Source organism: Sphingomonas sp. 2378, assembly GCF_038084995.1.
GTDB lineage: Bacteria > Pseudomonadota > Alphaproteobacteria > Sphingomonadales > Sphingomonadaceae > Sphingomonas.
Genome location: NZ_JAXCMJ010000012.1, coordinates 20,033 through 38,956 on the forward strand (window position 1 = coordinate 20,033; position 18,924 = coordinate 38,956).

Here is an 18,924-nt window from a genome sequence, read left to right on the forward strand (position 1 = left end):
TTCCTCAGGCGATTCGGGTGGTGGCGGCGGCGGGATCGCCCGACGCGCTCTCGCGGAATGGGTCGGCCTCGGGCGCGCGCGGGCGTGCCGGAACCATGGGGGTAGGCGGGGTCGACGGACGCTGGTCGCGCGCCGATTGGCCCAGGTCGGAGCCGCCGGTCGCCCCCGCCTGCACCGCCATGCTGCCCAGCCGCATCCCCTTGTCCTCGGCCAGTTGGGCGAGCGTCGCATGCGCGTCCGCCAGGATCGTCGCGGTGTGCGCCTGCTCGGCGGTGAAGTGGATATGCGTCCGGTCGTCGTCGCGCCGGATCGCGACGGCTATTCCGCCCAGCGCGTCGGGCGACAGCTGAATCCGGGTGTCGGCGGTCGCGGCGTCCTCGCGCACGCGGTCGATCCGGTCGATCATCGCCTGCGGCCAGTGATGCTGCGTCATGTCGAGCGGAGCCTGATCGGCGGTCGCGGTCGTCGCGACCACGGGACGCGCGCCATCGGTCGCCGCCAGCGCGACGGGATCGGCAGCGCCCGCCACGGTCAGGGGCGCACGGTCGGACGCCTCGTCGCGATCCTCGGGCGGTGTGGAAAAATGGCGCAGCGTCTCCGCCAGCAGGCCGATCACCGGCGCGCCTTGCGCGGGTTGCAGCACGCTCAGCGGGCCGCTGGGCATAGCGGGGGACAGGGCGGCCATGTCGGTGTTCGTCTCGACACGGGGCTGGGCGGCGACCAAGCGAAAGCCGGTGGTCCGGGCCGCCGGGGTCGGCATGTCGGTGACCTGGCCGGTGGCGTTCGCCACCACATCGAGCATCGCGGTGTCGCTCGGCAGGATCGGGGGCGTCGCGGCGTCGAGGCGTGGGGCACCGGGGTCCGTGGCGCCGCGCGGCGTCGCCACGATCGTGTTACCGTCGATCCTTGGCGTACCATCCTGCGGGGCGATCACCGTCGCGGCGGCCTCACCGCTGGCGACCGGTGCCGCATATTGCGGTGGCGGCGGCACGTCGGCGAAGACCGGCAGGACCATCGGCAAGATGCCCGGCAAGGGATTGCCGGGGTCCGTTGCCGCCTTGTCGCTCGTCTCCGGCGAGGAATCATCGTCCTCGGTAACGAGTGAAAGCCCGCCCACGTCTGCGGCGGGCGACGCTATCGCCAGGAGATCGGAAAATTTCCCCGGATTTCCGTCGCCTGCCGGGCTCGTGCCGCCCGGCTTGGCGGACAGGCTACGACCGGGATGCAGGGCATCCAGCGTGAGGGGGGAGGGAATGGCTGACATGGCATGATACCCGTCAGCAAGGATCGTGCCGATTTTGCGAGCGGCGCGGCGGCGCGGCGGGCATGTCCTCCAGCGCGCGCATCTCGGCGCGGATCGCGGCGGCGCGGGCGCGTTCCAGCAGCTTTTCGACCGCCGTCTGGTCGCGCTTGGCATCGCGGGTCTGCTCGGCGGCGCGGTCCGCCTGGCGCTCGGCGGCGGCAACGCGCCCGGCGGCGGCGTCGGAGGATTCGTTCAACCGGTTGCGGAAATGCGCCCGCGCCATCAGCGCCACCGCCGAGGTCGGCGGGGCCGGGGTGGGGGCGACCGCCTGGGCCAGTTGGGCGATGCGATCGGATAGCTGGCGCTCGGTCGCGACCCGCTCCTGCGCGCGCGATTCCTCGGCCATGGTCAGGTTGAGTTGCAGCGTGCGGACCCGGTGGAGCCGGTTCAGCATCGCCTGTTGCCGGTTGGGCATGGGGTGTCCTTCGGTCAGACGCCGGGCTGGCCGAACACGCCGACCAGTTCCTCGACCGCGTGGTCGAGCGGCACGATCTCGTCGGCGTCCTGGCGGATATATTCCATCACCGCCGGGTGGCAGGCGATGGCGGCATCGATCGCCGGGTCCGCGCCCGCCCGGTACGCGCCCATCAGCACGAGGTCGCGATTTTCCTCATAGGTCGCCAGGTGACGACGCAGCGTCCGCGCGGCCATCGCATGGGGCTTGCCGACGATGTCGGTCATGACGCGGCTGACCGAGGGGCCGATATCGATCGCCGGATAGACGCCGCGCTCGGCCAGATGGCGGTTGAGCACGATATGCCCGTCCAGGATCGAACGCGCCGAGTCGACCACCGGGTCGTTGCCGTCGTCGCCGTCCGCCAGCACGGTGTAGATGGCGGTGATCGAACCCGGCCCGTGCGCATCGGCCCCGGCGCGCTCGATCAGATTGGGCAGCATCGCGATCGCGGACGGCGGATAGCCGCGTGCCGAGGCGGGTTCGCCCAGCGCCAGCCCGATTTCGCGCCCGGCATGGGCGACGCGGGTCAGCGAATCCATGATGAGGAGCACCTTCTTGCCCTCGGCGCGGAACGCCTCGGCAATGGCGGTGGCGCGCAGGGCCCCGCGAATGCGCAGCACCGGCGAATGGTTGGCGGGCACCGCGACCACGACCGAGCGCGCACGCGCTTCGCCCGCCACCTTGGTTTCCAGAAAGTCGGCGACCTCGCGGCTGCGTTCGCCGATCAGGCCGATGACGATCACATCGGCCTTGGCGGCGCGGACCATCATGCCGAGCAGAACCGATTTGCCGACGCCCGAACCCGCCATGATGCCGACCCGTTGGCCCTGGCCGATGGTCAGCAGCCCGTTGATCGCGCGCACCCCGACGTCCAGCGGCTCGCGCACCCGGCCGCGATCGAGCGGCGACTGCATCCGGCCCGCCAGCGGCCAGCGGCCTGCGCCGCGAATGGGACCGAGGCCGTCGATCGGCTTGCCCGACCCGTCGACCACGCGGCCCAGCATCGCCGCGCCCACTTCGGCCTCGCCCGGAGGACCGAGCGGGCGCACCGGCGCGCGCGGCAGCAGCGGCGCGGGACCGCCCAGATTCATCAGGAGGGTGCGGCCATTGCGGAAACCGATCACCTCGGCCTCCACCCGCTCGCTCTCCGTATCGCCGATCGCGCAGACGGTGCCGACCGGCAGCGACAGGCCGACCGCCTCCATCAACAGCCCGTCATAGGAGGACAGCCGCCCCGACACGCTGACGCGCGGCGCGAAATCGGCCTGGGCCAGCGTTTCCAGATAGTCGGCGGTGAACCGGTTCAGCATGACGGGACCGGCACCTTGTCCATGACCGCCGCCAGTTGATCGAGCCATAGGCGCGGTCCGTCCTCGATGATGGTGGAGGCGCTTTCCAGCACGAAGCCGCCGCGCTCGACACTGGGATCGCCGACCGGAAAGATCGTCTGCGGCAGTCGCCCGTCCAGTGCGGCGACATCGTCGGGATGGACGCGCAGCATCGCGGACTCATGCGCCTCGGCCAGCAGGTCGATCGCGCCTTCGATCCGCGCGGTCAGTCGGTCGGCGTCGATGCCGGTCTCACCGACCAGCCGGGTGACCAGCGCCATGACGGTGTGCCGCAACTGGTTCGCCATCATGTCGCGGTCGATCCGCGAGGACAGCGCGTGCGAGATGCCGCCGATCAGTCCGGCGTCGCGCGCCTGCGCTTCGGACAGGGCCTGGAATTCGCGGGTCGCGTCCTCGACGCCCTGGGCATAGCCCTCGGCATGGGCGGCGGCGCGGGCCATCGCGATCGGATCGACCGCAGGCTCCTCGCTTTCCTCGCATGCGGCGAACGGGTCCCAGCCCTGGGTGGGGTCTTCGGTCCGGTTGGCCGGGTGGAAGTGGCGGGGGCGTGCCTGTCCGTCCGCTTCCGGGGCGGGATCGGCACCCGGCACCGGCGAGCGGGGACGGAACGACACCGGCCCCGCGCCCAGGTCGAAGCCCATGCCCATATCCGCATTGGCAACCGATCCGGCACCCATGCCGGGCAGGTCCGACCGGGCAAAGCCGCCCGGCGGCGCGAACGCCTGTTGCAGCGCCGCCGCCGCCGCATTCTGCCGCGCGGAGAAACCCGCGACGAAATCAGACATAATCGTCCTCGCCGCCGCCCATCATGATGGTGCCTTCCTTGGCCAGGTTGCGGGCCACCGCGATCATCGCCTTCTGCGCCTCCAGCACTTCGGACAGCTTCATGGGCCCGCGCGAGTCGATCTCGTCGCGGATGCCCGCCGCCGCCCGCGCCGACATGCACGCCAGGAAGCGTTCGCGCGCCGCCTCGTCCGCGCCCTTGAGCGAGCGGATGAGCACTTCGCCATCGACATTGCGGATCAGCGCGCCCAGATTCTTGTCGTCCATCTCCAGCAGGTTGTCGAAGATGAACAGCGCCTCTTCGATCTGCTTGGCGACGTCGCGGTCGATCTTGAACAGCTTGGGCATGACCCGCTGCTCGGTCGCCTTGCGCGCGCTCGACAGGATCTTGGCCGCCTCGCGCGAGCCGCCCATGGTCAGGCCGTTGCCCGCCCCGCCGCCGCCATTGCCGCCGCTCGTGCGACGCGACAGGATCGCGTTCAGCGTCTCGATCGCCTGCGGCGTCACCGGCCCCAGCCGCGCGACGCGGTGCAGGATGTCGGGCTGCATCGTCTCGGGCAGCAGTTCGAGCACCTGGCCCGCCACCGCCGGATCGCAATTGGCGATCAGGACCGCGCCGATCTGCGGATGTTCCTTCTCGACGATCTTGGCGATGTCGGTCGCGTCGAGCCAGTGGAGCATCTCGATCTCGCACTGCGCCTCGGGCGGCACGATGCGCGACAGCACGCTGTCGGCGCGTTCGGGCCCAAGCGCCCGGTTCATCAGATTTTCGACCAGCGGCTTGGGCTCGAACGCGATCGAGGTCCGCGCCCGCGCACAGCCGACGAAATTGTCGAGCACCTCGTCGACGTCGCTCTCGCTGACATCGGCGATCGAATACATCGCCTTGCCCAACTCACGCACCTCGTCCGGGTCCAGCTTCTGGAGGATGGCGGCGGCTTCCTCCTCGCCGACCAGCATCATCAGGACCGCCGCACGTTCCACCCCGCTATAGGCACGGGGGGCCTCCGCGACCGCGCTCATGCCTGGGGCTCCGGCATGCGGATCATGTCGCGGATGGCGAGCGCGGCGCGCGCCGGATTGTCGCGGGTGAAGCCGCGCACCTTGCCGATCCGTTCGTCGAGCACGGTCGAATCCTCGATATCGTCGAGCGTCACGGGTGGCTGGACCGCGATCTGATCGGGCCGGGACTGGTTCGCCAGCGCGGGATCGCCGTCGGCCTCCGCCCCGCCATCTGCGCCATCCGCGCCGTCGGCGGCTCCCATCGGGAGAGCCTTGGTCGCCGCGTCATCCTTTTTCTTCGTCATCGCCTTGATCATCGGACGCACGCCGAGCAGCAGGACGAGCAGTGCGATGATCAGCGCGGTCGCATTGCGCGCCAGCACGGGCAGCCAGCTATTGTCGTACCAGGCCGGACCCTGATCGGTGCTCGCATCGGCGAATTTGCGGCTGATGACGGTCACATTGTCGTTGCGCTGCAGATCGAAGCCGACCGCCGACTTCACCAGATCGGAAATCTGGCCGATCTCCATCTGGCTGCGCTTGCCCGTGGCGGGATCGCGCAGCAGGACGGCGACGGTCAGCCGCTTGATCGAACCCGGCGCGGCGCGCGTCACCGAGACTTCCTTGCCCAGGTCATAGGCGCGCTGGAAGCTGTCGGACTGTTTTTCGGGGTTCACGCCCGGACCACCGGCGACCGGCTTCTGGTCGGCGGGCGGCGTGCCCGGCGCGCCATTGGCGGCCTGCGGCTGTTGCAGCGTGCTGGCGGGCGGCGGAGTGTTGGACAGCGCGCCCGGAATGCCGCCCGGCGTGGTCGGATCCTTCTGGTTGCCGGTCCAGTTGCCGGTTTCCGCGCGCAGAACGCCTTGCTTGTCATAGGATTCGCGGGTCGCGCTGGTCTCGTCCAGATTGACCTCGGCCTGCACCTCGGCGGTGAAGTTGCCCGCGCCGACCAGGGGGGTCAGCAACTGGACCAGTTGGGTGCGGTATTTCTCTTCCAGGCGGCGCTGGAAATCGATGCGGCGATCGTCGCCGTTCGCGCCCTCGGCACCCTTCTTCGAGAGCAGGCCGCCCATCTGGTCGACGATGGTCACATCCTCGGGCTTCATCCCCGGCACCGACGAGGCGACGAGATTGACAATCGACTGGACCTGCGATTCCGACAGCGAACGCCCGGCGTTCAGCTTCAGCACCACCGAGGCGGAGGGCGAGGCGTGGTCGCGCACGAAGACCGACGCCTCCGGCATGGCGAGGTGGACGCGCGCCTCGGCCACGGCGTCGATCTCCTGGATCGAGCGGGCGAGTTCGCTCTCGCGCGCCTGGCGAAGCCGCTCGCCCTCGACCGCGCGGCTGACGCCCATCGGCAACTGGTCGAGGATCGCGTAGCCGCCGGGCGCCTGCTTGGGGAGCCCCTGGCCCGCCAGCAGCATCCGCGCCCTGGAGTAATCCTCCTCGTTCACGGTCAGCGCGCCGGTGCCGTCGTTGATCTTGCTCTTGATGTTCGCGGCGGACAGCGCGGTCGTCACCGCCTGCTTGTCCGCGTCCGAGAGGTTTTCGAACAGCGTCTTCTGCGGCGGGCTGGACAGTGCCATCCAGGCGAGCGCGGCGGCGGCGATCAGTCCGATCAGCATCGCCATCGGCGCGGAACGGCGCACGGCGGGCTGCGCCATCACCGACTTGATCTGGCGAAGCGGGTTGGCGAACTTTTCCGGCAGCGGCGGCAGGGCCGGTGCGGGATTGGCGGATGCGGGGGTGAGGGCTGTGCTCATCTTACACCGGCATGCTCATGATGTCCTTATAGGCGGACAGGAGTTTGTTACGGACCTGCAAGGTCGCCTCGAAGCCGACCGAAGCCTGCTGGCGGGCCATCATCACCTTGGCGATGTCGACGGTTTCGCCGCGTTCATAGGATTCGGAGAGGCGGGCGGCCTGTTGCTGGCCTTCGTTCACGCCCTTCAGCGCGGTTTCCAGCGTGTCGGCGAAATTCGCCGGAGCCGCCGGGGCTTGGGTCTGGGCGGCCTGTGCCGCCTGATTGGCACCGGCCTGGCTTGCCGCCTTGAGCGCCTGATTGCGTTCCAGGATCTGCGCGCGAAGCGCCATCACCCGGTCTACGCTCATCGCGCCGCCGACACCGCCGACGCTCATGCCATCATGGCCCGGCTAGAGGGGCGGATGATCTCCTCGCCCTGCTCGCGCGCCTTGGCGAGGCGGTAGCGCAGCGTGCGCTCCGAAATGCCCAGGCGCTTGGCGGTCTCGACCCGGTTGCCGCCGCACGCGGCCAGCATCTCGCGGATCGCGGCGAATTCGCTCATCTGCACGACCTTGCCCAGCGTCGCTTCCGCGGTCGTCACGGTCAGCGGCATGTCGTCGGTGTCGTTGGCGACCATCGGGCGGTCGAACACGATATGCTCGGGCTCGATGGTCGCACCGCCCGCGAAGAGCAGGGCGCGCTGGATGACGTTTTCCAATTCGCGGACATTGCCCGGCCAATTGTGCATGGCGAGCTTGTCGATCGTCGCCGCGCTCGGCCAGGGCATGACGGTGCGGCCCGAGGCGTGGCGCAGGATCATCGTCGCGGCAAGCGCCGGGATGTCCATGCGCCGCTCGGCCAGCGGCTTGGTGGTCAGCGGGAAGACCGACAGGCGGTAGTAAAGGTCGGCGCGGAACCGGCCCGCCGCCACTTCGGCCTGGAGATCGCGATTGGCGCAGGCGATGACGCGGACATCGACCGACTGCGGCATCGACGCGCCGAGCGGGATCACCTCACGCTCCTGGAGCACGCGGAGCAGCTTGGCCTGAAGCTGGAGCGGCATCTCGGCGATCTCGTCGAGCAGCAGCGTGCCGCCGTCCGCCGCGCGGAAGAAACCTTCGCCCGCCTGGGCCGCGCCGGTGAACGCGCCCTTCTGGTGACCGAAGAGCAGCGCCTCCAGCATCGATTCGGGCAGCGCGGCGCAGTTGATCGCGACGAACGGCTTGGACGCGCGGGCCGACTGGGCGTGGATGGCGCGGGCCACCACTTCCTTGCCGGTGCCGGTCGGGCCGTTGATCAGCACGGTGATGTCCGACTGGGCAACCCGCTCGGCCAGGGTGAAGAGGGCCAGGCTTTCCGGGTCGGCGGCGGTCGGCATTTCCGCCCCGGCGACCAGCGCGCGGACGAAGCTGTTGCCGACGCCCGCCTCGCTTGCCGGATAGATCACGGTCGTCGGTCGGCCATGGCTTGCCGGGATGATCGCGGGCTCCGCCCCGTCGCCGACGATCACGGTGCGCGTCGGATGGGTTACGACGTCGTCCGGGGTCAGCAGGAACATATCCCCCGCCTGCGGTGCGGCACCCGGTTCGGCAATCGCCAGACCCTGAGCGCGCAATGCGGAGATCAACGCATATTTCTGCTTGATCAGGGCGGGAGAGGGAAGAATCGACGGCATCGGCGGGGAAGTCCTTTCGTGACTCCCCATTGCCGCTTCTTTGGTAAAACCGCGGTTAATACGGCAAGAATGGCGGCAATATTTTTCCGGGCGCACGCGGCCGTGTGCGCCCGAGCGCCCGTATGCGCGTCCGTACGGGCCCGCGCACCCGCGAAAACGGCAGAACCGGCAGAAACTTGCGGCGGTTTTTTGCCGCCTGCCGGCTAAACCCTGCCGGAACATGGCCGTTCTCCTGTTCGACGGCGCGACGGTCCGAGGGGATGCAGCGAACCCGTCTGGCGATTCGGAGATCAAGAAATGGCTGTTATTGCTAGTAACATCAGTGCCTTGCGGGCCACCTCGGCCTCGACGATGGCGACCAATGCGCTCAACGTGTCGATGCAGCGCCTGTCGGCCGGCAAGCGGATCAACTCGGCGAAGGACGATGCGGCGGGTCTGGCCATCGCGGCGTCGATGACCGCGCAGGTTCGCGGCATGGCGCAGGGCATCCGCAACGCCAATGACGGCATTTCGCTGGCCCAGACGGCGGAAGGCGCGCTGGACGAAGTCAGCAACATGCTCCAGCGGATGCGCGAACTGGCGGTGCAGGCGTCGAACGGCACCTATGCGACCGGCGACAAGACCAACATCGCGACCGAACAGCTCGCGCTGGCCAACCAGATCAACGCGGTCGTCGCCAACACGACCTTCAACAGCAAGTCGCTGTTCGACGCCGACGCGGCGGACACCACCAAGGGCTTCCTGATCCAGACGGGCGCGACCAGCAACGACACGGTGCGAATCAACACCGTCAACTTCCAGTCCGGCGGTACGTCGGGCCTGAAGGCGGTGACGGGCGGCGGCGGCGGTGCGCCGACCACGACCACCGTCGCGGCGGTCACGCTGACCCAGTTCGACACGGCCATCTCCGAGGTGTCGACCGCCCGCGCCGGTCTGGGTGCGGTGCAGAACCGGCTCCAGTCGGCGGTCAACAACACGACCTCGACCATGACCAACCTGACCGAAGCGCGCAGCCGCATCGAGGATACCGATTTCTCGGTGGAAACGACCGCGCTCGCCAAGGCGCAGATCCTGTCCCAGGCGTCGACCGCGATGCTGAGCCAGGCCAACCAGTCACAGCAGGGTGTGCTCAAGCTCCTGAGCTGATCCTGACTGTCCGACCGGCCACGGGCTTCCCCTCGGCCGTGACCGGTAATTCGACCCCGGCGTCCTCTGGATGCCGGGGTCGAACACTATTGGGCCAAATAAAACCGAAACCGGCAAGCTGTCGCCACCGGGCGGCAAATTAATTCCGCAAATGACTAAATATTGCCGGTTGGATGACGTTTCCTTCATTGGCGGCTCGGTCGGTCCATGAGGGGACTTGGAAGGGGATCGCCGGGACTTTTCCGGGAGACAATTCATGGGCGTCATCGCCAGCAACATCAGCGCATTGCGCGCGACCTCCGCTTCGACCATGGCGACCAGCGCGCTGAACGTGTCGATGCAGCGCCTGTCGACCGGCAAGCGGATCAACTCGGCGCGCGACGACGCCGCCGGCCTCGCCATCTCGGCGTCCATGACCGCGCAGGTTCGCGGCATGGCGCAGGGTATCCGCAACGCGAACGACGGCATCTCGCTGGCGCAGACGGCGGAAGGTGCGCTCGAAGAGGTCGCCAACATGTTGCAGCGGATGCGCGAGCTGAAGGTCCAGGCGTCGAACGGCACCTATGCGACGGGTGACAAGGACAATATCGCCACCGAGCAGCTGGCGCTGGCGACCCAGATCAACAGCGTGGTGGCCAACACGACCTTCAACGGCAAGTCGCTGTTCGGTTCGGCCGCCGCGACGGGCTATGACATCTATACCGGTGCGACGGCGTCGGACAAGGTGACGGTCACCTCGGCCGACCTGACCCTGGCGACCGGCACGTCCAAGCTGGTGAAGGTCACGGGCACCGTCGCGGGCCCGCCCTATACGGCGCCGACCGCCGCCTCGGTCGCGGGGGTGACGCTCGTCCAATTCGACGATGCGATCGCCGAGATTTCGACGACGCGCGCCAGCTTGGGCGCGGCGCAGAACCGGCTGCAATCCGCAGTGAACAACACGACCTCGACCATGACCAACCTGACCGAAGCGCGCAGCCGGATCGAAGATACCGATTTCTCGGTCGAGACGACCGCGCTCGCCAAGTCGCAGATCCTGTCCCAGGCCTCGACCGCGATGCTGAGCCAGGCCAACCAGTCGCAGCAGGGCGTGCTCAAGCTGCTGAGCTGATCGGGGCGCGATGCCGCCGCTTGACCGGTGGCCGTCCGACGCAATTGTCCAATGACGATCATGGCCCCGCTGTCCGTATGGATGGCGGGGCCTTTTGCCGTCCTGGCACTTCTGTAAGCGACATGGCGGCGAAAATGGCGGTTTTCCGCGGTTTTGCGGGCCGTCGAGGGGAAGGGCAGGGCTGTCACGCCCTGGAAAACCGGCAATCATCATTGAATTTGCGGCAAAATTCGTCCGGTCGCGGCTAAAGTTTGCCGGTGGGCTGCCGTTTCTCCTCATGACGGTTCGATGGTCCACGGGAAGGGGCACAGGCTGGATCGTCCGACCACATTCACGGAGCTCGATCATGGCAGTTATCGCAAGCAACATCAGCGCCCTGCGCGCTACCTCGGCCTCGGCCATGGCGTCGAACGCGCTGAACGTGTCGATGCAGCGCCTGTCGACCGGCAAGCGGATCAATTCGGCCGCCGACGATGCCGCCGGTCTAGCCATCTCGGCGTCGATGACCGCGCAGGTTCGCGGCATGGCGCAGGGCATCCGCAACGCCAATGACGGCATCTCGATGGCGCAGACCGCCGAAGGCGCGCTGGACGAGGTGAACAACATGCTCCAGCGGATGCGCGAACTGGCCGTGCAGGCGTCGAACGGCACCTATGCCTCGGGCGACAAGACCAACATCGCGACCGAGCAGGACGCGCTACAGAAGCAGATCGTCGCGATCACGACCAACACCAAGTTCAACGGCAAGACGCTGTTCGATGCGACCGCCGCCACCGGTTACGACATCTACACCGGTGCGGGCTCGGCGGATAAGGTGACCGTCCAGTCGACCGACTTCACCGCCACCGCGTCCAAGGTGAAGGTCATCACCGACAACACCTATACCGGCGCCACGCCCGGCACCCCCGCGCTCAGCGCCTATGACGATGCGATCGCGGAAGTGTCGACCACCCGCGCCAAGCTGGGTGCGGTGCAGAACCGGCTCCAGTCGGCGGTGAACAACACGACCTCGACCATGACCAACCTGACCGAAGCGCGCAGCCGGATCGAGGATACCGATTTCTCGGTGGAAACGACCGCGCTCGCCAAGTCGCAGATCCTGTCCCAGGCCTCGACCGCGATGCTGAGCCAGGCCAACCAGTCGCAGCAGGGGGTGCTCAAGCTGCTCGGCTAAGTCACTGACGGGGCTTGAAAACCCCGAATAGCAAAAGCGTGCCCCCCGCTATTTCAAAGAGATAGCGGGGGGCGCCCCGATAAAAACGTCGCCCGCCGCACTTTTTTCCTAAAGTGCGGCGACAGGCGGCCGTTTTCCGTGGTGGCAGCTCGACCTTCGCCTTGGGGGCGGCGGAGAGCTCCGGCTTTGGAGAACGACCATGACGGTTATCGCCACCAACATCTCGTCGCTACGCGCATCCAGCGCGTCGACCAGCGCCCAGGACGCGCTGGGTGTCGCCATGCAGCGCCTGTCGACCGGTAAGCGCATCAATTCGGCCAAGGACGACGCGGCGGGTCTTGCCATCGCGGCTTCGATGACCTCGCAGGTCCGCGGCATGAACCAGGGTATCCGCAACGCCAATGACGGCATCTCGATGGCGCAGACCGCCGAGGGCGCGCTGGACGAGGTCGCCAACATGCTCCAGCGTATGCGCGAACTGGCGGTGCAGAAGGCCAACGGCACCTATTCGACCAGCGACCAGTCGAACCTGACCGCCGAACAGGATGCGCTGAGCGCCCAGATTTCCACGATCCTGACCAACACCTCGTTCAACGGCCAGAAGCTGTTCGACGGTACGGCGGGCACGACCGGCACCGTCAAGATCCAGGCCGGGTCGGGCACCAATGACGGCATCAACATGGTCTTCGGCAACCTGAAGGCCGAGACGGCGCTGACCGACCTGATCAATTTCACCGCAACGCCGCCGGTCATGAAGTCGACCGCGACGCTCGACCAGTTCGATGTGGGCATCGGCAAGGTCGCGAACATCCGCGCCGGCCTGGGTGCGGTGCAGAACCGGCTCCAGTCGGCGGTCAACAACCTGACCTCGAACATGACCAACCTGTCCGAAGCGCGCAGCCGGATCGAGGACACCGATTATTCGGTGGAAACCACCGCACTCGCCAAGGCGCAGATTCTGTCCCAGGCCTCGACCGCGATGTTGAGCCAGGCGAACCAGTCGCAGCAGGGTGTGCTCAAGCTGCTCGGTCAGTAACACCGGATCCTGAGCGCCCCGGCACCGCGCCCCCACTCGGGTGCCGGGGCCGACCGACCGCCCATGTGCGCGGTACGGTTCGCAGGAAAAACCCCGGCGGCCTTCGGGTCGCCGGGGTTTACGCGTTTCTATTCACCGCGAAGCACCAGCGCGGGCGACACGCGCGCCGCCTGCCAGGCGGGATAGAGGCTGGCCAGCACCGCGCCCGCCAGCACGCAGACGCCGATGATCGTCACCTCATGCGGCGAAATCCCGATGGGCAGCGACAGGAAGACGTCCAGATCGCGCTCGCGCGTCGGGGCCAGCCACAGGGCGAACGCCGCGATCCGATCGCGCTGGGTCAACAGGCCGCTCGCCAGCGTGAGGCCCGCCACCGCGCCGACCCCGGCGATCACGCTGCCCACCGTGGTGAACACCCGCGCGATGCCGCGCGCGGACATGCCCATGCTGCGCAACACCGCGATCTCGCGCCGCTTGGAGCGGGCGAGCAGGGTCATCGAGGACAGGATATTGAACAGCGCGATCACCGTCACCAGTCCGACCGCGATGGTCATGCCGATCTTCTCGGTCGCCAGCGCGGCGAGCAGCGCGCGATTGGACTGGGTCCAGCTCGCGATGCGATAGCCGGGGCCGAGGCGGCGGCGGATTTCACCGGTCACCATCGCTTCGTCGGCGGGTTTCGTCAGCGTCACCGCGACCCGGCGCGTCACCGCCGCCCTGTCGTCCAGGATCGGCAGGCCCGCCACCGGGCCGATGACGAGGGGCGACTGTCCGCCATCGGCTTCGTCGTCATGATAAAGCCCGGCGACCCGCGCATCGAACAGCTTCAGCGACACCGCCCCGTCGGAACCGACCTCGACCCGGCCCAGCGCGACCGGCATCCCCGGCAACAGCCCCAGTTGCAGCGCGGCATTCTCGCCGACCGCGATGCTGTCGGGCGAATCGGGGCGGCGGCCCATGGCCATGCGCGACAAACTGGGATGGCGCGCCAGCCCGTCGGGATAGAGTCCCTGCAAGCGGATCGGGCCCATCCGCCCGTCGATGCTGAGCGCGGCGGTGATTTCGCGCAACGGTTTGGCGCGCGCGACACCGGGCAGCCGGGCGATCGCCGCGGCGACCTGCGCCTCGTCCATCAATCGGTGGGCGGCGGCGGTGATGCTGAGATGTCCGTCGACCGGCGCGACGCTGCTGGCCAGCTTGGCGGTCGCGCCGTTCATCACGGCCAGGACCAGCACGAGCGAGGCGACGCCGATCGCCACCCCGACACAGCCGATCGCACCGACCAGCAGGACCAGCCGTCCCCCCGCACCGGGCCACAGATAGCGCGCGATCAGGTGACGTTCGTGACGGGCCAACATGCTCTTCCCCCGGATGCGGGGGAGAGGCTTAGGCGCAAGGGCCGGTCAAATGAACATGATTCCTCCCCGGTCGGGGAATCGTCGCGGAACCTTCCGGACGATCCCGGCGAACGCCGGGGCGGGCGACCGGTGGAGTTACGCCTGTCCGGCCAGCGCCTTTTTCAGCTTGGCATGGGCGGCGCTCTTGATCTGGCAGACGCGGGCGGCGCCGACATTCAGCACTTGGCCGATTTCCTCCAGATTGAGTTCCTCGACATAATAAAGCTGGATCACCATCGCCTCGCGCTCGGGCAAGGCCGAGATGGCGGCGATCAGGGCGTCGCGCAGGTCGCTTTCGGCGAGTTGCTCGAAGGCGTCGGGGGTGTCGTCGGCGAACCAGGGCAGATCGTCCGAATAGACATCGTCGATCGAATCCAGCCGCACCGCCTCCGCCGTCTTGTATTCGGCGCGCAGCTTTTCGACCGTCACGCCCAGCTTTTGCGCCACCGCCTCGTCGGTCGGGGCCTGGCCGTTGGGCTGGGTCAGCGCGGCGATGGCGCGGCTATAGTCGCGGCGACGGCGCATCGCACCGCGCGTCGTCGTCGCCTGACGCCGCAGCTCGTCGATCATCGCGCCGCGCAGCCGCGCCTTGAGATAATGGCCGAACTCGACCCCGCGCTCCTCGAAGGAGGCGGCGGCCTCGACCAGCGCGACCAGCCCGACCTGGACCAGATCCTCGATCTCGACCAGGTTCGACATCGACCCGTGGACGTGCCACGCGATCCGCCGGACCATCGGCAGATGCTGGCGGATCAGCGCGCTGCTGTCGCCCGTGGACCCGCGCGGGGCGGGACGATAGGTGAGCGGCTGGTCCGCGATCGTCGGATTGACCAGCGCGGGGTCGAAGCTCGCCGGGTTGACCGGCTGGGCATTCATGAACGTGCCGCTGAAAGGGTGCGAGGTCATGCAGCAATCGCCTGTTGCTGGGAGTGATGGGGGGCGCCGATGACGGCGACGACTTCGACCGGCTTGTCTTCCGGCACTTCGAAGAAGGAGAGGACGGGCACGTCGGGCAGGCAGGTGCGCAGCAGCTTGCGCATCGCCAAGCGCACGCCCGGCTGGACGACGAGGGCAAAGGGCTTGGCCTCGGCGATCAGGGGCTCGGCCGCCTGGGTCAGCGCGGTGGTGATGCGCTGGCCCAGATCGGGCTCGATGACATGGCGGCGCGACACATCGGCGCGCATCGCCTGGCCCAGCAGCCCTTCGAGTTGACCGTCCAGTGTCATGACGCGCAGCGGTTCGCGCACGCCGCACAGCTTCTGGACGATCAGCGCGCCCAGGCTTGGGCGGATCATCTCGATGATCTCTTCGGCATCGGTCGTCCGCTGTGCCGCGACCGCGACGGCGCTGGCGATGCGGCGGAATTCCTTCAAGCTGATATTCTCGGCGAGCAGGCCCTTCAGAACCTGGGTCAGCGTGGTGAGCGGCAGCGGCGAGGGGCAGAGCGAGGCGGCGAGTTGCGCCGCGCGCTCCTTCAGCCCGTCGAGCAGCGCCTGCACCTCGTCGGGGCCGAGCAGTTCGGACGCGTTGGACCCCAGGATATGGTTCAGATGGGTCGCCATGACGGTGCCCGGATCGACGACCAGATAGCCCATGCCGGTCGCGGCATCGGCGTCGCCCTTCAGGATCCAGGTCGCGGGCAGGCCGAAGGTCGGATCCTTGACCGGCTTGCCGTTCAGCGTGCCGAACGCCTGGCCGGTGTCGAGCGCCAGCATCTCGTCGGGCGAGACCTGGTCCTCGGCCGCGACGACGCCGTTGATGAGGATGCGATAGCTATAGGGGGCCAGGCTGATATCGTCGCGCACCCGCGCCTGCGGCACGACGAAGCCCAGATCCTTGGAAAGCTGGCGACGGACACCGGTGATGCGCGCCATCAGGGGGGCACCGCGACGCTCGTCGACCAGCGGCACCAAGCCGTAACCGATGTCGATATGCACCTGCATCCCGTCGGTCACGTCTTCCCAGGCGATGCGCGAGGGGTCGACCGGCTCGGCCACGGGGGCGGCGGCGGCGATGACGGGGCGCTTCTCGATCTGGCGCAGCTTCCAAGCGGTGAACCCGGCGATGGCGGCGGCGGGCAGCAGGATCAGGTGCGGCATGCCGGGCAGCACGCCCAGCAGGCCCAGGATGACCGCGACCGGCAGCCAGGTCTTGGACGCGCCGAACTGCGACCCGATCTGGCCCGCCAGGTCCTTGTCGGACGAGACGCGGGTGACGATCGCGGCGGCGGCGATCGACAGCATCAGCGACGGCAACTGCGCGACCAGCGCGTCGCCGATGGCGAGCAGGATATAGGTCTTGGCGGCGTCGGCGACGCCCATGCCATGGCTGACCGGACCCAGGATCAGGCCGCCGATGATGTTGGCCGCCAGGATCAGCATCGCGGCGACCGCATCGCCCTTCACGAACTTGGACGAGCCGTCCATCGAGCCGTAGAAATCGGCCTCGGTCGACACTTCGACGCGGCGCGCCTTGGCCTGGTCCGGGGTGATCAGGCCAGCGTTCAGGTCGGCGTCGATCGCCATCTGCTTGCCGGGCAGGGCGTCCAGGGTGAAGCGCGCGGACACTTCCGACACGCGCCCCGCGCCCCTGGTCACGACGATCAGGTTGATGATCATCAGGATCGCGAAGACGAAGAGACCCACGACATAATCGCCGCCGATCAGGAAGGTGCCGAATGCCTCGATCACATGGCCCGCCGCGCTCTCGCCCTCATGGCCATGGACCAGCACGATGCGGGTGGACGCGACGTTGAGCCCCAGGCGGAACAGCGTGGCGAAGAGGAGGACGGTCGGAAAGGCCGAGAAGTCGAGCGGCTTTTCGGCGTTCAGCGCGACCATCAGCACGGCCAGGCTGATCGCGATATTGGCGACGAAGAAGATGTCGAGCAGTGCCGGCGGGATCGGCACGACCATCACGAGCACCAGCAGCAGGATCGCGGCGGGCAGGGCCATGGTGCGGCCGTTGGAGAGGAACTTGCCCATCGCTTAGCCCCCCATGCTCGCGAGCATCATATAGGCGAGGCGTGCATGATCCGGCTTGGGCCGCAGCACGCTGTCGCCGGTCGCGGCCCCCCCGCGCATCCCCAACTGGTTCATCGTGCTGGTCGCCCAGGCGATGGCGTCGGCGGCGCTTTCATTGTTCCCGGTGACCACCGTGGCATCGCCGTTCATCCCCTGGAGCGCGAGCGCCTGTGCGGCGAACTGGAGGTTGGCGGAGCGGGTCGCGTCGCTGTCGGCGCTGCTGCCCGCCAGCTTGTTCGCGAACCGGTCATAGATGTCGGACAGCGAGCGCGGCTGGCCGTTCGAGGCATAGAAGACCGAACGATTGGCCCGCGCGGCGGCGGGGAACAGCGATGCGCCGCTGGCTTGCGGGTTGCTGGCCATGGTGCCCAGAAACTTGGTCGCGCCGCCCAGACCCAGGAAATGCGCCATGTAGAGGTCGGTGCCGTTCGCCTCGCGGCCCAGCGTCGATTCCAGCGCGGCCTTGTTGTCCGAGGCGTGCTCCGCCGCCATCAGCGAGGCGGCGGTGGGATCGTTGCGCAGGCCCATGATCGCCGAGCGCGCATTGCCGGTCACATAATAGCGCCCGCCCGACTGGCCGATCGAATCCGCCGCCCAGCCCAGTCCATGTTCGGCGCCATGCTTCTTCAGAACGGCGAGCCAGCTCTGCTCGACGAACTGATAGAGCCCGGAGGCCGAGGAGGTGCCCGCCCGCGCATTGGCGTTCAGCCCGGATTCCAGCTTCGCCTGGCCGAGCAGATAGCCGAAATCGACCCCGGTGCGGCTGGACGCCAGCGCGATGGCCGATTGGATTCTGGCGTGGGAAACGGGTTGGACGGTCATGCTATGTGGTTAAAGCCCTGGTTTGGACTTCGATTAGCAAGGGGCGTGCCAATCCCGCTCACCGCCACGGGGCGACCCGTTCAAAAGCGATGGCGGCAATAAAAAAGCCCGGAAAAACCGGGCTTTGCTTCACATTTCTGGCTCCGTGACCGCGTGCGGGGCGGTGGTGGGTCGGGTCACGGCAGAGGTCGGTGCGGCAAAGCGGCAAGCGCTTGCCGCCGGCAAGACGGCAATCAGGCGAAGGCGCGCATCATCGGGCGATAGCCCGCCCCGGCGTCGCCAGTCAGGGTCTGCAACCGGCGGCGGACATTGGCGGCCATCAGGTTGACATAGATGCGGCACGTCTCGTTCAGGCGATTGGCCTCGTCGGCCAGTTCGCGCAGCTCGGGTCCGGCGGGGCCGGTGCCCAGCGCGGCGACCTCCTCGATCGCGGCCAGCTTTTCGGTGGTCGCGCGTTCCAGGCCGGCGACGTCGTTGACCTTCAGGGCCGCGATCTCGCGATGAAGGGCCTCGATGACCCGGATCAGGGCGTCACGCCGCGTCATTGTTGTTCCAGCTCAGCTTCAGGGCGATCATCTGGTCGGCGATGGTCGCCGGCAGGATCGGAAAATTGCCGTCCGCGATCGCCTTCTTGATCTGGGCGATGCGCTCCTGATTGATCGGAGGCTGCGAGGCCATCGAAGCGGACAGGCCGCTCAGCGCGCTCGTGTCGCCGGTCGCGCGCTTCGCCGGGGCAGGCCCTGCCTCGGGAGTCGCCGCCACGCGGGCCGCCGCGATCCGCGCGACCCTCGTGTCTCCGGCATTCAGCCTTGAAGTCGTTATGTCCACCATGCCCGCACCTATCGGTTTCGCTGACATCCATGGAAACGGCAGGTTCGTGCATTCTTTTAGTCGGAATT

At 68.0% G+C, this 18,924-nt stretch carries 18 protein-coding genes; 4 read left to right on the forward strand and 14 right to left on the reverse strand.

The annotated features are described in order from the left end of the window. Nucleotides 1-4: 4 nt before the first annotated feature. Genes SM191_RS08260 through SM191_RS08295 form a run of 8 tightly spaced genes read right to left on the reverse strand, consistent with a single transcriptional unit; the run spans nt 5 to nt 8,316 of the window. Nucleotides 5-1,264 carry a flagellar hook-length control protein FliK gene (locus SM191_RS08260; RefSeq protein WP_341505768.1) on the reverse strand — a complete coding sequence of 420 codons (1,260 nt, stop codon included), beginning with the start codon at nt 1,262-1,264 and terminating at the stop codon, nt 5-7. Nucleotides 1,265-1,277: 13 nt separating this feature from the next. Continuing rightward, nucleotides 1,278-1,718, reverse strand: coding sequence for a hypothetical protein (locus SM191_RS08265; RefSeq protein ID WP_341505769.1), 441 nt, complete (start codon nt 1,716-1,718; stop codon nt 1,278-1,280). 14 nt (nt 1,719-1,732) lie between these two features. Beyond that, nucleotides 1,733-3,070, reverse strand: a complete 1,338-nt coding sequence (locus SM191_RS08270; protein ID WP_341505831.1) for a FliI/YscN family ATPase — start codon at nt 3,068-3,070, stop codon at nt 1,733-1,735. After that, nucleotides 3,064-3,894, reverse strand: a complete 831-nt coding sequence (locus SM191_RS08275; protein WP_341505770.1) for a FliH/SctL family protein — start codon at nt 3,892-3,894, stop codon at nt 3,064-3,066. Before SM191_RS08275 ends, SM191_RS08270 begins: the two co-directional genes overlap by 7 nt. Further along, a complete protein-coding gene (fliG, locus tag SM191_RS08280; RefSeq protein WP_341505771.1) occupies nt 3,887-4,915 on the reverse strand; it encodes a flagellar motor switch protein FliG in 1,029 nt (342 codons plus the stop codon). The genes SM191_RS08275 and fliG overlap by 8 nt, the downstream gene beginning before the upstream one ends. Further along, complete coding sequence (gene fliF / locus SM191_RS08285) at nt 4,912-6,660, reverse strand: flagellar basal-body MS-ring/collar protein FliF (protein ID WP_341505772.1); 1,749 nt, start codon at nt 6,658-6,660, stop codon at nt 4,912-4,914. The genes fliG and fliF overlap by 4 nt, the downstream gene beginning before the upstream one ends. A 1-nt stretch (nt 6,661) precedes the next feature. Next, nucleotides 6,662-7,036, reverse strand: coding sequence for a flagellar hook-basal body complex protein FliE (gene fliE, locus SM191_RS08290; RefSeq protein ID WP_267434290.1), 375 nt, complete (start codon nt 7,034-7,036; stop codon nt 6,662-6,664). Then, the gene (locus SM191_RS08295) at nt 7,033-8,316 is read right to left on the reverse strand and encodes a sigma-54 interaction domain-containing protein (RefSeq protein ID WP_341505773.1); all 1,284 of its coding nucleotides are present in this window, start codon (nt 8,314-8,316) and stop codon (nt 7,033-7,035) included. The genes fliE and SM191_RS08295 overlap by 4 nt, the downstream gene beginning before the upstream one ends. A 297-nt stretch (nt 8,317-8,613) precedes the next feature. Between SM191_RS08295 and SM191_RS08300 the strand changes: the two genes are divergently transcribed. From SM191_RS08300 to SM191_RS08315, 4 genes are all read left to right on the forward strand, one after another. Then, nucleotides 8,614-9,462 (forward strand): flagellin N-terminal helical domain-containing protein, encoded by an 849-nt coding sequence (locus SM191_RS08300; RefSeq protein WP_341505774.1) that lies wholly within the window; start codon nt 8,614-8,616, stop codon nt 9,460-9,462. 256 nt (nt 9,463-9,718) lie between these two features. After that, entirely contained in the window at nt 9,719-10,573 is an 855-nt protein-coding gene (locus SM191_RS08305) for a flagellin N-terminal helical domain-containing protein (protein WP_306997504.1), read from the forward strand. A 346-nt stretch (nt 10,574-10,919) separates the two neighbouring features. Next, the gene (locus SM191_RS08310) at nt 10,920-11,747 is read left to right on the forward strand and encodes a flagellin N-terminal helical domain-containing protein (RefSeq protein ID WP_306997506.1); all 828 of its coding nucleotides are present in this window, start codon (nt 10,920-10,922) and stop codon (nt 11,745-11,747) included. 199 nt (nt 11,748-11,946) lie between these two features. Further along, entirely contained in the window at nt 11,947-12,783 is an 837-nt protein-coding gene (locus SM191_RS08315; protein WP_306997508.1) for a flagellin N-terminal helical domain-containing protein, read from the forward strand. Nucleotides 12,784-12,911: 128 nt separating this feature from the next. Here SM191_RS08315 and SM191_RS08320 read toward each other — a convergent pair whose 3' ends face one another. From SM191_RS08320 to flgM, 6 genes are all read right to left on the reverse strand, one after another. After that, nucleotides 12,912-14,141, reverse strand: a complete 1,230-nt coding sequence (locus tag SM191_RS08320) for an ABC transporter permease (protein WP_341505775.1) — start codon at nt 14,139-14,141, stop codon at nt 12,912-12,914. Nucleotides 14,142-14,276: 135 nt separating this feature from the next. Then, nucleotides 14,277-15,086 (reverse strand): sigma-70 family RNA polymerase sigma factor, encoded by an 810-nt coding sequence (locus SM191_RS08325; RefSeq protein ID WP_341505776.1) that lies wholly within the window; start codon nt 15,084-15,086, stop codon nt 14,277-14,279. Beyond that, the gene (gene flhA / locus SM191_RS08330) at nt 15,083-17,164 is read right to left on the reverse strand and encodes a flagellar biosynthesis protein FlhA (protein ID WP_341505777.1); all 2,082 of its coding nucleotides are present in this window, start codon (nt 17,162-17,164) and stop codon (nt 15,083-15,085) included. The genes SM191_RS08325 and flhA overlap by 4 nt, the downstream gene beginning before the upstream one ends. Before the next feature lie 3 nt (nt 17,165-17,167). After that, nucleotides 17,168-18,025: a lytic transglycosylase domain-containing protein gene (locus SM191_RS08335; RefSeq protein ID WP_306997515.1), complete on the reverse strand. Its 858-nt coding sequence runs from the start codon at nt 18,023-18,025 to the stop codon at nt 17,168-17,170. Between the two features lie 233 nt (nt 18,026-18,258). Next, complete coding sequence (locus SM191_RS08340) at nt 18,259-18,570, reverse strand: flagellar protein FlgN (protein ID WP_230483398.1); 312 nt, start codon at nt 18,568-18,570, stop codon at nt 18,259-18,261. Further along, nucleotides 18,557-18,856, reverse strand: a complete 300-nt coding sequence (gene flgM / locus SM191_RS08345; RefSeq protein ID WP_306997517.1) for a flagellar biosynthesis anti-sigma factor FlgM — start codon at nt 18,854-18,856, stop codon at nt 18,557-18,559. Before flgM ends, SM191_RS08340 begins: the two co-directional genes overlap by 14 nt. Nucleotides 18,857-18,924: the final 68 nt, after the last annotated feature.

Excerpts from the sequence above, each read along its gene's own strand:
- SM191_RS08335 (WP_306997515.1), bottom strand. The coding sequence starts at position 18,025 with ATGACCGTCCAACCCGTTTCCCACGCCAGAATCCAATCGGCCATCGCG.
- SM191_RS08310 (WP_306997506.1), top strand. The coding sequence starts at position 10,920 with ATGGCAGTTATCGCAAGCAACATCAGCGCCCTGCGCGCTACCTCGGCC.
- flhA (WP_341505777.1), bottom strand. The coding sequence starts at position 17,164 with ATGGGCAAGTTCCTCTCCAACGGCCGCACCATGGCCCTGCCCGCCGCG.
- SM191_RS08275 (WP_341505770.1), bottom strand. The coding sequence starts at position 3,894 with ATGTCTGATTTCGTCGCGGGTTTCTCCGCGCGGCAGAATGCGGCGGCG.
- SM191_RS08295 (WP_341505773.1), bottom strand. The coding sequence starts at position 8,316 with ATGCCGTCGATTCTTCCCTCTCCCGCCCTGATCAAGCAGAAATATGCG.
- SM191_RS08320 (WP_341505775.1), bottom strand. The coding sequence starts at position 14,141 with ATGTTGGCCCGTCACGAACGTCACCTGATCGCGCGCTATCTGTGGCCC.
- fliG (WP_341505771.1), bottom strand. The coding sequence starts at position 4,915 with ATGAGCGCGGTCGCGGAGGCCCCCCGTGCCTATAGCGGGGTGGAACGT.
- fliE (WP_267434290.1), bottom strand. The coding sequence starts at position 7,036 with ATGAGCGTCGGCGGTGTCGGCGGCGCGATGAGCGTAGACCGGGTGATG.
- SM191_RS08340 (WP_230483398.1), bottom strand. The coding sequence starts at position 18,570 with ATGACGCGGCGTGACGCCCTGATCCGGGTCATCGAGGCCCTTCATCGC.
- SM191_RS08300 (WP_341505774.1), top strand. The coding sequence starts at position 8,614 with ATGGCTGTTATTGCTAGTAACATCAGTGCCTTGCGGGCCACCTCGGCC.
- SM191_RS08315 (WP_306997508.1), top strand. The coding sequence starts at position 11,947 with ATGACGGTTATCGCCACCAACATCTCGTCGCTACGCGCATCCAGCGCG.
- SM191_RS08260 (WP_341505768.1), bottom strand. The coding sequence starts at position 1,264 with ATGTCAGCCATTCCCTCCCCCCTCACGCTGGATGCCCTGCATCCCGGT.
- fliF (WP_341505772.1), bottom strand. The coding sequence starts at position 6,660 with ATGAGCACAGCCCTCACCCCCGCATCCGCCAATCCCGCACCGGCCCTG.
- SM191_RS08265 (WP_341505769.1), bottom strand. The coding sequence starts at position 1,718 with ATGCCCAACCGGCAACAGGCGATGCTGAACCGGCTCCACCGGGTCCGC.
- SM191_RS08270 (WP_341505831.1), bottom strand. The coding sequence starts at position 3,070 with ATGCTGAACCGGTTCACCGCCGACTATCTGGAAACGCTGGCCCAGGCC.
- flgM (WP_306997517.1), bottom strand. The coding sequence starts at position 18,856 with ATGGTGGACATAACGACTTCAAGGCTGAATGCCGGAGACACGAGGGTC.
- SM191_RS08325 (WP_341505776.1), bottom strand. The coding sequence starts at position 15,086 with ATGACCTCGCACCCTTTCAGCGGCACGTTCATGAATGCCCAGCCGGTC.
- SM191_RS08305 (WP_306997504.1), top strand. The coding sequence starts at position 9,719 with ATGGGCGTCATCGCCAGCAACATCAGCGCATTGCGCGCGACCTCCGCT.